The 12,603-nt window shown below is 54.7% G+C and carries 12 protein-coding genes and 1 tRNA gene; 7 read left to right on the forward strand and 6 right to left on the reverse strand.

The genetic code is table 11. From position 1 onward, the window contains the following. Window positions 1–201: 201 nt before the first annotated feature. Window positions 202–579, forward strand: coding sequence for a tyrosine-type recombinase/integrase (locus tag LAO76_23865; protein ID MBZ5493970.1), 378 nt, complete (start codon window positions 202–204; stop codon window positions 577–579). Window positions 580–644: 65 nt separating this feature from the next. Here the strand turns inward: LAO76_23865 and LAO76_23870 are convergent. Continuing rightward, window positions 645–722, reverse strand: a tRNA-Glu gene (locus tag LAO76_23870). Window positions 723–949: 227 nt separating this feature from the next. Here LAO76_23870 and LAO76_23875 point away from each other — a divergent pair. Then, a complete protein-coding gene (locus LAO76_23875) occupies window positions 950–1,612 on the forward strand; it encodes an NAD(P)H-binding protein (GenBank protein ID MBZ5493971.1) in 663 nt (220 codons plus the stop codon). Window positions 1,613–1,787: 175 nt separating this feature from the next. After that, a complete protein-coding gene (locus tag LAO76_23880; GenBank protein MBZ5493972.1) occupies window positions 1,788–3,737 on the forward strand; it encodes a prolyl oligopeptidase family serine peptidase in 1,950 nt (649 codons plus the stop codon). Between the two features lie 52 nt (window positions 3,738–3,789). On the opposite strand, the gene LAO76_23885 is transcribed toward LAO76_23880, so the two are convergent. The 3 genes from LAO76_23885 to LAO76_23895 all read right to left on the reverse strand — a co-directional run bounded on the left by LAO76_23885 (window position 3,790) and on the right by LAO76_23895 (window position 7,173). Beyond that, window positions 3,790–4,968, reverse strand: a complete 1,179-nt coding sequence (locus LAO76_23885; GenBank protein ID MBZ5493973.1) for a right-handed parallel beta-helix repeat-containing protein — start codon at window positions 4,966–4,968, stop codon at window positions 3,790–3,792. Between the two features lie 289 nt (window positions 4,969–5,257). Continuing rightward, the gene (locus tag LAO76_23890; protein MBZ5493974.1) at window positions 5,258–6,190 is read right to left on the reverse strand and encodes a threonine/serine dehydratase; all 933 of its coding nucleotides are present in this window, start codon (window positions 6,188–6,190) and stop codon (window positions 5,258–5,260) included. Then, window positions 6,187–7,173 carry a nitrilase gene (locus tag LAO76_23895; GenBank protein ID MBZ5493975.1) on the reverse strand — a complete coding sequence of 329 codons (987 nt, stop codon included), beginning with the start codon at window positions 7,171–7,173 and terminating at the stop codon, window positions 6,187–6,189. The genes LAO76_23890 and LAO76_23895 overlap by 4 nt, the downstream gene beginning before the upstream one ends. A gap of 280 nt (window positions 7,174–7,453) precedes the next feature. On the opposite strand from LAO76_23895, the gene LAO76_23900 reads away from it, so the two are divergent. The 3 genes from LAO76_23900 (at window position 7,454) to LAO76_23910 (ending at window position 10,273) form a co-directional block, all read left to right on the forward strand. Then, window positions 7,454–8,599: a hypothetical protein gene (locus LAO76_23900; protein ID MBZ5493976.1), complete on the forward strand. Its 1,146-nt coding sequence runs from the start codon at window positions 7,454–7,456 to the stop codon at window positions 8,597–8,599. A 340-nt stretch (window positions 8,600–8,939) separates the two neighbouring features. Further along, window positions 8,940–9,176 (forward strand): hypothetical protein, encoded by a 237-nt coding sequence (locus tag LAO76_23905; GenBank protein ID MBZ5493977.1) that lies wholly within the window; start codon window positions 8,940–8,942, stop codon window positions 9,174–9,176. A gap of 65 nt (window positions 9,177–9,241) precedes the next feature. Further along, window positions 9,242–10,273 carry a YncE family protein gene (locus tag LAO76_23910; GenBank protein ID MBZ5493978.1) on the forward strand — a complete coding sequence of 344 codons (1,032 nt, stop codon included), beginning with the start codon at window positions 9,242–9,244 and terminating at the stop codon, window positions 10,271–10,273. Between the two features lie 48 nt (window positions 10,274–10,321). Here LAO76_23910 and LAO76_23915 read toward each other — a convergent pair whose 3' ends face one another. Next, a complete protein-coding gene (locus LAO76_23915; protein ID MBZ5493979.1) occupies window positions 10,322–10,780 on the reverse strand; it encodes a hypothetical protein in 459 nt (152 codons plus the stop codon). 215 nt (window positions 10,781–10,995) lie between these two features. Next, complete coding sequence (locus LAO76_23920; protein MBZ5493980.1) at window positions 10,996–11,430, reverse strand: hypothetical protein; 435 nt, start codon at window positions 11,428–11,430, stop codon at window positions 10,996–10,998. Between the two features lie 108 nt (window positions 11,431–11,538). Here LAO76_23920 and LAO76_23925 point away from each other — a divergent pair, with 108 nt between their 5' ends. Further along, window positions 11,539–12,594 carry a hypothetical protein gene (locus LAO76_23925; protein MBZ5493981.1) on the forward strand — a complete coding sequence of 352 codons (1,056 nt, stop codon included), beginning with the start codon at window positions 11,539–11,541 and terminating at the stop codon, window positions 12,592–12,594. The last annotated feature ends 9 nt before the right edge of the window (window positions 12,595–12,603 follow it).

Below are 12,603 nucleotides of genomic sequence, written 5' to 3' on the forward strand. Positions count from 1 at the left end.
TCTGTTCGATGAGTTGGAACTTCGGGAACGGGCGATGATTGTTTGCGACGCGCTGACAGGGATGCGAAGAAGCGAACTGATGGGGTTGCAATGGTGCGATCTGGACTTCTTTGAGATGCTGCATCAATATCGTCCGATCCGTGGTCGACCAGGTAGTCGGTAGTTGCAAAACGGAGGCATCGCGCAAACCCGTTGTCATGGATGAGCACATTGCGCAAGCGCTCATGGCATGGCGGCAGGAAAGCACGTACACAGCTTCCACCGTTGGGTTTGGGTTCACTACAGAAGAAGGGTCGGCAGCCGCTGTGGCTTGCCACAGTGATGCGCTACTACATCCAGCCGGCAGCACAACGGGCCGGCATTGACAAGAAAATCGGCTGGCACACCTTACGGCATACGTTCTCGACTCTGATCAAGTCGCTGGGCGTAGACGCGAAGGTTGTTCAGGAACTCCTGCGGCATGCATCTTTCAAAACAACGATGGACGGCTACACGCAGGCTTTGGAAGCACCGAAACGCCAAGCACAGGCAGCTTTGGCGGACCTGATCATGCGCACGGGTAAGGTTGGAAACGCATGATTTTGACTATTGTTGTGGAGTGTTGTGGGAATTACGGCAAGGACGCTGCTAAGTCATTGATTCTTTGGCGTCCCCGACGGGATTTGAACCCGTGTTACCGCCGTGAAAGGGCGATGTCCTAGGCCGGGCTAGACGACGGGGACGCGTGCAGGCGGGAGTTATCATCCGCATTCGAATCCAGCGCGGCTAGGGTTCAGATCAACCACTTTGCTTGAATGCGGTTGGTTTTTTGCACCTGACAGCTAACCTGCTGAACTGCCCTTTGATAGTAGCAGTGGCAGAAAGCCTGTGTCAAAGAAACCGGCGCTGCTGAAACTTGGTAAATTAGTGTGATGAGCTTCAGCAACGCAAATCGCGGAGGACAACCGGAATGACTTCGCGGACAGCAGTTGTTCTGGGCGCTTCAGGGCTGGTTGGCGGCTTCTGCCTGCGCGCGCTGGTCGACGATCCAGATTACACGCGAGTGCTGACATTCGGTCGCAGAGAGCTACCATCGCTTACGCGAGCCAAGGTTGCGCAACGCGTGGCCGATCTTGCGACACTTTCCGCGGAAGATTTTCAAGGCGCACAAGATGTGTTCTGCGCGCTGGGCACCACGATTCGAAAAGCCGGATCGCAGGAAGCTTTCCGCCACGTTGATATGGAATTGCCGTTGCGGGCTGCCGAGCAAGCAGTGCGGGCCGGTGCTGAACAGTTCGTTGTAGTGTCTTCAGTGGGTGCTGATCCGGCCAGCAAGAATTTCTATCTTCGCACCAAAGGTGAGATGGAAAGGGAACTGGCTAAACTGCCTTTCAAGGCGCTGCATATCCTGCGTCCAAGTCTGCTGATCGGCAAGCGGGCGGAGTTCAGGCTGGGTGAAGCCATTGGCATGAAGATTGCTCCCGTGCTGGACTTGCTCACCTTCGGGCCATTGAGAAAATATCATTCCATGCAGGCGGAAATCGCAGGCAAAGCAATGGTGGCAGCCGCTAAATCCGGAAAAACCGGGACCTTGATCTATGAGTTCGATCCCATCGTTACGCTTGCTGCATAAGGCTGATCAGAGAATAAGTTCGTTGCTAACCGCATCTGTTTCTAAACGTCACTCTTCTTGACCATACCTGACAGCGCGATTAGGCTTCTCTGCGCCACTCCTAGGAGGACTTGTGAGACGAGTGTTTTCTCTTTCTCCATCTCTGCGTTCTGCGATTTTATTTGTGTCCATCTTCATGGCGGTTTCTCCGCTCATGGCGCAGGGCGCTCCGCCGGCTCAGCCGGCGGAAATCAAGCCGGGTGACAATCTTGTAGTCGAAAATATTCCTCCAGTGCCCGCAGCAATCGCAGAAAAAGCCAACCAGTATGGCGAGTTCCGCTTCGCCACATTGCAGGACTGGCATCCGACGAAGAAAGAAATGCTGATCGGTACTCGCTTTGCCGAGGTGCAGCAGATTCACATGGTCCAGATGCCAGGCGGAGCGCGTACGCAGCTCACGTTTTTTCCTGATCGCACCGGCGGCGGACGCTTTGGCCCCAAAGGCGATTACTTTACTTTCTCCAAAGATGTTGGCGGCGGCGAGTGGTATCAGATCTACCGGTATGACATTGCCAATGGCGACGTTACGCTGTTGACGGACGGAAAGTCTCGTAACGGCGGTCGCAGCTTCGCACACAATGATAACCGAATCGCGTACACCTCCACGCGCCGTACGGGAAAGGACACTGATATCTGGATCATGGATCCTACCAATCCCAAGGTGGACAAGATGCTTCTGCAATTGGAGGGCGGCGGCTGGGGCGTGGCAGATTGGTCGCCCGATAATAAAAAGTTGCTGGTGGTAGAGGAGGTCTCGGCGAACCAGACCTATCTCTGGCTAGCGGATGTTGCCACCGGCGAAAAGAAACTGCTGACGCCAAAATCCGGCGACGAGCAGGTTGCTTACGGCGGCGGCCCGTTCAGCAAAGATGGCAAAGGCTTCTACTCCACAACCGATCGCGACTCCGAATTTCGGCGTCTTGCCTATTTTGACCTGGCCACCATGCAGCCCACCTATCTCACCACCGACATCAAGTGGGACGTGGATGAAATGGAGCTCAGCGACGATGGCAAAATGATGGCATTTGTCACCAATGAAGACGGCATCAGCAAGCTTTATCTGATGAACACAGCCACGGGCAAATACAAGCCGGTTGCTGGCATCCCCACAGGACTGATTGACGGGCTGCGTTTTCACCGAAACAATCGCGACCTGGGATTTGTTGTGAACTCTGCAAGATCGACCGCGGACGTGTACTCGGTGGATGTGGTAACAGGCAAGATTGAGCGCTGGACAACGAGTGAAACCGGAGGCTTGAACACCGCAACATTCGCCGAGCCGCAACTCATCAAGTGGCAGACGTTTGACGGCAAGACCATCTCCGGCTTCCTTTATATGCCGGACGCAAAGAAGTTCCCCGGCAAGCGGCCCGTGATGGTGATCATTCATGGCGGCCCGGAAGGGCAGTACCGCCCTGGATTTCTTGGCCGGAACAACTATTACCTGAACGAAATGGGCGTAGCGCTTGTCTTTCCCAACGTGCGCGGGTCCACGGGCTATGGCAAAACTTTTCTCAAGCTTGATAACGGCGTCAATCGCGACCACACGCATAAAGATATCGGCGCCCTGCTGGACTGGATTGGCAAGAATTCCGCGCTCGACTCCGGCAAGATCATGATTGCCGGCGGCAGTTACGGCGGCTACATGACCTGGGCAGTCGCTTACGAATACAGCGACAAGATCTGCTGCAGCCAGCCGGTCGTTGGCCCGTCGAATCTGGTAACGCTATTGGAACACACGGAACCGTATCGGCGCGACCTAAGGCGCGTGGAATATGGTGACGAGCGCGATCCAAAAATCCGCGAGTACCTGGAAAAGACCGCGCCGCTGAACAACTCAGAAAAGATTCGCAAGCCGGTGTATGCCGTGGTGGGGAAGAATGATCCGCGCGTGCCCTGGACGGAGTCTCGGCAAATGCTGGACAAGCTGAAGAGCAATGGAATCCAAACCTGGTTCCTGATGGCGAATGATGAAGGCCATGGCTACGCTAAGAAGAAGAACCAGGACTTTCTCTTCTATTCAACGATCTTGTTCGTGCAGCAGTTTCTTTTGGGCCAGCAGAATGGGGCAAGTGGGACACAATAGGCAAATAACAAAGGGCCGCCGCAGCGGCCCATTGTTTCATCCCTCTTTCAGCTTAGTTAATAGGACTTGCCTGAAAAGCCGCACCGCACTTCTTCGGCTTATACGTGCTGATATCGCCGGAGACCATGGAGTTATTGTTGCACTCAAGCGCGAGTTTGCCGTTTCCTGTAATCGTGTCATTAGCGGCGAACTTAAGAACGGACATGGTATTTAAGACAATGCCGTCATCAGTATTGTTGTTGATGGTGTTGCCGCCCAGGCTGTTCAGCAGGGAACTAAGATCAACCAGGACGCCTACTCCCGTATTTCCGGAGATGTCGATTCCCCCATCCAGATAAGCGTCAGAGTGGTCGGTAATTTCAATTCCGCCTTTGCCATTGCCATCAATCGTGGTTGCGCCCGCCCATTCGCAATGGCTGGTTTCGCCGCAGTGCACGCCGACCCCCGCATTGGATGTGATTGAACCATCCGACATGATGACGGTGCTGGTATGGATCACTTCCAATCCAAATGGGCCTTGATTTCCTATGATGCGATTGTCGCCGCTGATATCGGCTTCAGCGCTGTTGGCAACAGATACGCCTACGCTGCCGTTGTTGCTGATTACATTCTCGGTGCCGGGAGTTACACCATCGCCGCCGTTCAGAATTAAGTGCCCAGTGGACACGGCGATACCAATACGGCCATTGTTCGTTACCGTGGTGCCGGTGACGTCACTATCCACATAAAACGTTCCGCCGCCCACGCTGATGCCGGAGCGAGTGCTCGCCTTGATTGCGCTGTCGGCAATATGGACCAGTGAATCGATGCTGGTAAGGCCGATGCCCAGACTGTTCTGGATTGTGACGCTCGTGAGGTCCACACGGGAATTGTCATTGATCAGAGCACCACGTCCGCCATCGAATATGATGTTCTGGATCCCCACTCTCTGTGATGCATCAATGGCCAGCAGATGTCCATTAGCATTTCCCGGCACCACCGTAGCCGTTGGATTGCCGAAGATCGTCAAATCGGTCCGGCCAAACATAACCACGTTCTCATGGCAGGTGCCGGTGACTGAGATGCTGTTCGGCCCTGCGGCGGGCAACGAGGCCAATGCATCATGAATTGTAGTGAAAGCGCCCGGCGTGGCGCCGCTGCAATCCACCGTGGCGCTGGCGGCAAATGCAAAGCTGGAAAGAAGAAACAGCGAACAAGCGAACAGCAATTTATACCCGGAGCAACTGGTCATAGTTATCCTCATGCCTCTGAAGTTAAATTGAAATTTGGGGAGTGACAGAACTTTACCGCAGCAAATCGTATGCTGCCAGAGAATAGTGCATGGGATTGAAAAATCGCTTCAAAGATTTTGCGGGAATTACAAAAATTGTCACTTCGTACCGGCTGGATGCATCCGGTGTGCAACAAGTTTCTGAATAAAAGACAGAAAACCCCAACTTCCGCAACAATGGAGGAACGGCAGGGGAGAAATCGGTTTTCGTCTCGATTCGCCGTAGTTCTAAAGACGCGATGACAGCGATTCAGCTATGCAGAAATTTTTCCAGGTCGGCATTAGATCCGCAAAGCACCACGCCAACCCTCTCTCCCGGACGAGGTTTGTAAACGCCGGAAAGAAGAGCCGCGAACGCGGTGGCGCCGCCTGGTTCGGCGATCAAGCGCAATTGCTGCCACAGCGCGCGTTGAGCTTCTAGGATCTGTTCGTCGCTGACCAGGAGTGACTGCGACACAAACTTCTGCGCGATCGGAAACATTAACTCACCCACGCGACGAGCACCGAGAGAGTCCGCGGCAACGCCTCCGGTCTCAACGTCCACCACCTGCCCAGCCCCAAGCGCCTTTTGCAGACTAGGTGCACGCTCCGGCTCAACGCTGATGATGCGTACGCGATCCTGATACCATGCGGCCACGCCGCCAATCAGTCCGCCGCCGCCCACGGCGATCAACACCGAATCCAACCCGCGCACCTGCTCTTCAAGTTCCATGCCAAGAGTCCCCTGGCCGGCGAGCACGCGCTCATCGTCATAAGCGTGAATGCCAAGCCCTCCGGTTTGCGCAGCGCGCTCTTTGCTGGCGGCCAGAGCTTCAGCGTAATCATTGCCAATAAGATTGATGGCTGCGCCATATTGCCGCAGCCGCTCAACTTTGTTGGCGGGAGCCACGGCAGGAACAAAAATTTCAGCCCGGTATCCAAGCTTTTGTGCGGCATAAGCGACGGCAGCGCCATGATTGCCGCCAGAGGCAGCAATCACGCCTGCGTCACCGATAGTAGAATTCAGAATGCAGTTGAACGCGCCACGCGGTTTGAACGAACCGGTATGCTGAAGGCATTCAAGTTTGAAGAAAATTCTGGCATCAATGCTGAAGGCCTTTTCTTCCAACGCAAGCACCGGCGTGCGCCGAACATGCGTAGCGATCCTCCGCCCTGCATCCTGAATTTCAGTGCGAGAGATCATTCGGCTTTGCGTGACTTGGTTTGACTGCTCAATGTGGCGACGGGCGGCTTGGGCTGATCATCCACCAGCAGACGGAAGATATCCGGTCGCGAGTAGTGGCCAACAGCGTCGAAATCAAATTTGGCCTTGGGCAGCAAACCGCGGTCCAACTCAGCCACCAGGATTGTTTCATCTTCAAAGTTCGGACCTGCCAGGAACTCACCAAAAGGACTGACGATGCAACTTCCGCCGCGGGAAAGAACGGTGTCCGGTTTTTCTCCAAATGTCGTGGAGTAATTTTTGGGGAAGTCGCGGCGGCGGTTGAACTGATTGCAGCCCAGAACAAAGCAGCGGCCTTCCGTGGCAATATGCTGCATGGTGGCAGACCATGTGGGGCGATGGTCTGCCGTTGGCGCGCAATAAATCTCAATGCCCTGGGAATACATGAAGGTGCGCAGCAGCGGCATGTAGTTTTCCCAGCAGATTACCGCGCCCAGCTTACCCAGTGGAGTATCAAAGACAGGCAGAGTTGATCCGTCACCATATCCCCAGATCAGCCGCTCGGAAGCGGTCGGCATTACCTTGCGATGCTTGCCGAGGAAGGTTCCATCCGGCGCGAAGAAAAGCACACAGCAATAAAGCGTACCGCGCTCGCGCTCAATCACGCCCATCACCAGATAGACAGAGTTAGTGCGCGCCGCTTTGCTCAATGCATCGACCGTTGGGCCGGGAACTTCCACAGCACTTTCAAAGTAGCGCTTGAAGTCCTCTCGGCCAGCGTCCGTGCGCCAACCGACCACGGCGCCAAAGTCGAGCCCGCGAGGGTAGCCGGAAATAAAAGCTTCAGGGAAGAGTACAAGTTTGGCTCCTCGCTTCGCGGCGTCGCGGGTCAAGTCCAGCGCTTTGGCCAGAGTTCTCTTGCGGTCAAATGCGACGGACGCAGCCTGAACCACTGCCACGGTCACCGCGCTGCTAACCGGCTCTTGTTTGGCAGAACGCTTCATGTGAGACGAAAAACTATAACAGCAAATATCGATTTATCGCAGCCGGCTGTCATCCCACTCCTGAGCTGCTGCGCATCCTTAATATATGTATTGTTGGAAAGTCTAATGAAGGCACAGCGGTTCCGGTTTAAAAGCCTATTTTTATCAGGTACTTACAACAATTTTATTCGACAAATCAATGCAGTGATAGGACAATAGCAAGGTATCGCTTCCGGAGCTCGGATAAGTGTCTTTCAAACCAGATCGGTTGGGTCGGCGTGTCTCAATCTTTTGCGGCGCGATGGCACTCTTCTGTCTGTTCTCCGTAAGCCTCTTTGCCCAAAGCGCGTCACCCGATACTTCCCAGCCAATTGATGCGACTGGCGGATTTCTTCAGCGAGAAGGCGCACAGCCAAAGTTTGAAGGCGCCAGCAAACTTTCTTCCGACGCGCGCATGGCCCTGACACAGGGGCGCATTTTTAGTGTTCCTCATTTTTCAGGATCGTTTGAATCGCAGGGCAAGACTTTTCCCTTTACGATGGTCGGTGTAAAACCGCAATCGAACTCGACGACCCAAATTCCTGTTCAGATAATTCCAATTTCATTGTTCTTTGAAGAATTTGTGGATGAGAATGGCGCACCAATCGTGCTTGATCCCGGCCCGATTGTTCCGCGGGTGCAGTCGTCTCCTAATTTCCACGACGCTCAATATGCAACGGGGACCACGCAATTTGCCGATGCCGTGCAAAAGGCGCAATTCAATGCCATCGCCGGCAAGGATTGGCATACGCTGCTGGGCTCTCCGCAAATTCTCAAGCCGCTGCGGATCGCGGTACCGCGAGGCGATGCCAAGGTTTACCGCAATCCCAGCACCGGCGTGGTGTATGCGATCGTGGATACTGACTTTTTTCTTTCGCAGCTGAATACCATGATCCAGATGGCGAATCTTTCGCCGGATGCTCTCTCCATCGCGCTCACCTCGAATGTCTTTCTTGCGCCGCAGAAAGATATCAAAAAATGTTGCGTGCTTGGCTTTCACACATCATTCGACGTAGGCGAGATGGCACAGGTCAAGTTTGTCCAGACCTTCATTTGGGCCAGCTGGGTGGAGCAGGGGATTCTTGGTTCCAGCCTGGCGGACGTTACACCGATGAGCCACGAGATTTCAGAATGGATGAACAATCCATTCGGCAGCAATACCGTTCCCGCGTGGCAGGTACCGAACTCGACCGCATGCCAGAGCAACCTTGAGACTGGCGATCCATTGGCGCTGATGCCCAACGCCGGATACCCCGTGCTGATCGATGGATTTACTTACCATCCGCAGAGCCAGGTCTTAATGCAATGGTTTCAGCGTGGAGCGACATCTGACGCATTTGAAGGAGCTTTCAGCTTCCCCGACCAGAGCATTATGACCGCACCTTCGCAGGCCTGCCCAGTCCGTTAGTTCTCTGAATTCAAGTCCCGCAACATCCCATACAATTTTATTGAAGCAGGTTTTATTTCTCTCATCCAGAAAGAGGTAGGTAGGTGCGCGGTCCCGGGATGATAGCTTGCTGCGTTTATGCAGCCCGCTACCATCCCGCGGGGAAGGACCGTCGCTCTTTTGAGCAATGGGGGCTCTCCCTTGGAGGAAACGGGAGTACTTCTGTTGATAGAACGCCAATCGCGGAAAAGTTTGCAAAATAATTCGTGACGCTCTGCTTTTGAGTCCTTGAGGATACAGATGGGCGGAGCTCATGCGGAAACGCTGTGCTTTACAATCGCGGTGCACTTAAGGAGCAGGATTGAGCGTTCTCACCGCTTTCGGATTGTTCGCCGTCACGGCCATGCTGATCTTCTACGCCTTGGAAAAGCGCAGCCCATGGTTCATCTTTGCTTTCGCTGTGGCCTGCGCACTGGCTTCCGTCTATGGCTTTCTGCAAGGCGCGTGGCCCTTTGGCGCGGTGGAAGCTGTCTGGTCAATGGTGGCACTGCGCCGCTGGTGGCTGGCACGTCCGGGAAATAGCAATTTAGCTGGCTGATCTCGAATCGCAAGACAGTTTGTGGTGTTCCTATTAGAATGATCACGACAAAAATGAGGTGAAAGATGCGGAAGCAAATCGCAATACTAGTTGCAGTGGCGTGCCTGGGCGCAGGCTCGGTAAAGGCTTTTGCGCCAGCGCAATATCAGGTGAAGCAGAAATATGTTCTGGGCGGCGAGGGCGGCTGGGACTATTTAACTTTTGATCCGGCAGGAAAGCGGCTTTTCATCTCTCGTGGTACGCATGTCATGGTGGTGGACCCTTACAAAGGTTCTGTGATCGGCGATATTCCTGACACGCCCGGAGTCCACGGCATTGCGCTGGCACAGGATTTAGGCAAAGGCTTCACCAGCAATGGTCGTGAAAACAGCGTGACCGTGTTTGACCTGAAGACCTTGAAGCAAACGACAAAGATCAAGATAGACGGTGAAAATCCTGACGCCATTCTCTACGATCCATCTTCCAAGCGCGTCTTTACCTTCAATGGACGCAGCAAGAATGCCACGGTAATCGATGCTACGAACGACAAGGTTGTCAGCACTATTCCGCTCGACGGCAAACCGGAATTCGGGGTCGCTGACGGCAAGGGCGGAGTCTTTGTAAATATTGAAGACAAGAGCGAATTGACCAGCATCGACGCCAAAAAAGCTTCCGTGATTAAGAGCTGGCCCTTGGCCCCTTGCCAGGAGCCGAGCGGACTAGCCATGGACCAGAAACACCGCAGGCTTTTTGCCGGCTGTGACAACAAGATGATGGCAGTGGTGGATGCGGATAGCGGCAAAGTGATTGCGACGCCCGCCATTGGCGAAGGCGTGGATGCAAACGCTTTTGATGTCGATGAGCAACTGGCCTTCAGTTCCAATGGACGCGACGGCAACCTTACGGTCGTCCATGAAGATTCGCCGGACAAGTTTAGTGTGGTAGAGAATACCCCGACGCAGAAATTTGCGCGCACCATGGCCCTGGACACCACGAATCACGACGTTTACCTCGTCACGGCCGAGATCGAAGAGGCCCCTCCGGCAAAAGAAGGCGAGCGTCCTCGGCGCACCATGAAGCCCGGCACGTTCACGCTGCTGGTGGTGGGGAAGAAGTAGCCTTCGGAGCGCAAAACCCGGGAACGCAAAACCGGGGAACGGAACCGGCTACTTCAAATACTTTTCCGGCAACGGGTGTGATGGATCTTCACTTTCCCAATAGATGGTGAGGATCCACCACCGAGTGCCATCATTAAAAAGCTGAAAGCTATTGATGCCGCGCGCGAACGGCTTCTCGCCCTTGGCGTGGCGCGACTCATAGGTGCTCCACACATGCGCAATGTGGTCCCACTGCTCGACACGGTTCGCCACTGAATTTTCAAAAAAGCCCTCTTTGCTAAAAAAGTCCTGGGCTCGGGTGGCGTATTCGTCTGGCGATGAAACCCGCGCTGTTACAACTCCCTTATCATCGCGGCGGCTGGGGATCATGCGCGCCCCGGAATAGAAAAAGCTGCGAAAACGGTCCCAATCGCGCGGACCAGCAGGGCCGGAGATCACGTCATACACGGCCGCAATAATGTGGTCGATAGAATCAACGTCACTCGTGCGCGCATTGGAGTCAGGCACAGTTGAGCTTGGCGCGGTTGATGCAGTTGCGTTGGTCTGCGGCTTGGTTGATGGCGCAGGTGACGTCTGGGAGGTCGAGGTCTGGGCGATCGCAAAGCAACCCAGAAGAAGATAAACGGCAAAAGCGGAGGCGAGGCGATTATTCATGGGAAACAATCTAACGCCGATTCATCCTGTCCGCAAACAAAAGTAATAGATTATCGCGATGCCGGGTCTTAGTGCTCCCGTATGTCGGCGCTCATCGGCGCTTCTTCGTTCGGATGTTGACGCTTCCACCATTGCAGGTAGTGCAGGTTGCAGCAGAACGTGATGGGTGCGCTCTCCACTGCGAGAATGGAAATCCCATCTTCGATGGATGCCCCACACTCGCTGCACACGCCGGTCTGGACGAACTCCGGCGCAACAAGTCCGTGCCAGGGAATGCGCCGGTAGCAAGCTTCATACATGCCGGAAGCATAGATTGGGCCAATGGGACTGCGCGTGCGAGTGTGCCAGTTCTGGCAATAGGTCCAATGGTCGGCCAGCATGGCGACGCCACGAATCTCGCAGAATGAGATTTGTGTCTCATCCGGTTCCGGGTTTCGCCAGATGCCGCCATTGCGGCGATTGAACCCACAGGTCCCGCAATTGTCAGGGCCTCCATTCGGCATTGCGCAGCTTCCTCCGCAAGTGTGCGGGTGATGCGCCCTGCACTCTACCAGAAATGTGATTGCAGAGGGAAACGTTATCCATGTAACCTGCTGCCAAGAGGACAAAACTTGTTATATCCCGGAGATACCGTGCGGCTTTTGCGCGAGCTGCCGGAAAGCGCTTTGCCGCAGTACATGGAAGGCAGAGTGACCGCCGTTCCGCCGCCGACGGAAGGCGAGCCGCGCACTGTCGAGATACGTTTTTATCGCAACGGAGAAGAAGTGACCGCGAACCTCCCATTCCACGATGTGGAGTTGGTCATTGAGCAATCTCTCCTTTTTCGGACGGCCGTTTTCTGGGCCCTGCAGGAACCTCGTGACAAGCTGGTGGAACTAGCCATCAACTCTCTGCTCGATAGCGGGTTCCTGATGCGCGACGGCCCGAATGTCGCGCGGCTGTCTTACGATCGCAATGATCGCTGGTGGAAGTGGGGCGAAAAGATCACTGATCCCACTGGCGCCTTGGCAGTCACTGCATCTCCCGCATGGGATGGATGCGTGGTGGCGTTTTCCGGACAACAGCGATTTCATCTGGAATTTCGCTTGCGTGGGCGCGGCGACCCAGTGATTTTTCTGCATGAACGAGATGCCGCTTATGCCGAGCAGGCCATGGCAACTGAATCGGCCATGTCATTAGCGCGCGTTCTGATGAACCTCTCAAGCGTGATCGGGGCGCGTTACTGCGCATTTCCTGTTGCCGACCCATGGCTGCAAGATGAGGACTGGCAGTCTCTGATGCGTCCGCCACTGTATCCTGATTTCTTCATGCTGCCCGAAAAGGAGTTCCCGCACGGACTTCCTGGCTTTCGCGGGATCCGGCTGACGGAAAATCGTGCGATATGGACCGCGCTTCCAATGAAAGGCTCGCCGGTTGAAGTGGGATTCCAGCGCAGTGAAGAGGAATTAAAGCGCGATCGCCTGCGGCAACTGAACGCGCTGGGCGAAAAATATTATGACCAGATGTATGAGAGCCGCCACGGCGCCAATGGCTGTTACAGCAGCGCGAAAGACGCGCTCTATGATGCGATTGTATTAGCCAACGAATTAGGGATGAAGGCGGAAGCCGAAGCATTGTCCCAAAAGCTGGCGCACATCAAAGCAGTTTTCCGGAGCCAGTTCACGTAGCCGGTAAAT

The organism is Terriglobia bacterium (assembly GCA_020072645.1).
Classification (GTDB): domain Bacteria; phylum Acidobacteriota; class Terriglobia; order Terriglobales; family Acidobacteriaceae; genus Angelobacter.

Excerpts from the sequence above, each read along its gene's own strand:
- LAO76_23920 (MBZ5493980.1), bottom strand. The coding sequence starts at position 11,430 with ATGCCGAATGGAGGCCCTGACAATTGCGGGACCTGTGGGTTCAATCGC.
- LAO76_23910 (MBZ5493978.1), top strand. The coding sequence starts at position 9,242 with ATGCGGAAGCAAATCGCAATACTAGTTGCAGTGGCGTGCCTGGGCGCA.
- LAO76_23875 (MBZ5493971.1), top strand. The coding sequence starts at position 950 with ATGACTTCGCGGACAGCAGTTGTTCTGGGCGCTTCAGGGCTGGTTGGC.
- LAO76_23890 (MBZ5493974.1), bottom strand. The coding sequence starts at position 6,190 with ATGATCTCTCGCACTGAAATTCAGGATGCAGGGCGGAGGATCGCTACG.
- LAO76_23900 (MBZ5493976.1), top strand. The coding sequence starts at position 7,454 with ATGGCACTCTTCTGTCTGTTCTCCGTAAGCCTCTTTGCCCAAAGCGCG.
- LAO76_23895 (MBZ5493975.1), bottom strand. The coding sequence starts at position 7,173 with ATGAAGCGTTCTGCCAAACAAGAGCCGGTTAGCAGCGCGGTGACCGTG.
- LAO76_23880 (MBZ5493972.1), top strand. The coding sequence starts at position 1,788 with ATGGCGGTTTCTCCGCTCATGGCGCAGGGCGCTCCGCCGGCTCAGCCG.
- LAO76_23865 (MBZ5493970.1), top strand. The coding sequence starts at position 202 with ATGAGCACATTGCGCAAGCGCTCATGGCATGGCGGCAGGAAAGCACGT.
- LAO76_23885 (MBZ5493973.1), bottom strand. The coding sequence starts at position 4,968 with ATGACCAGTTGCTCCGGGTATAAATTGCTGTTCGCTTGTTCGCTGTTT.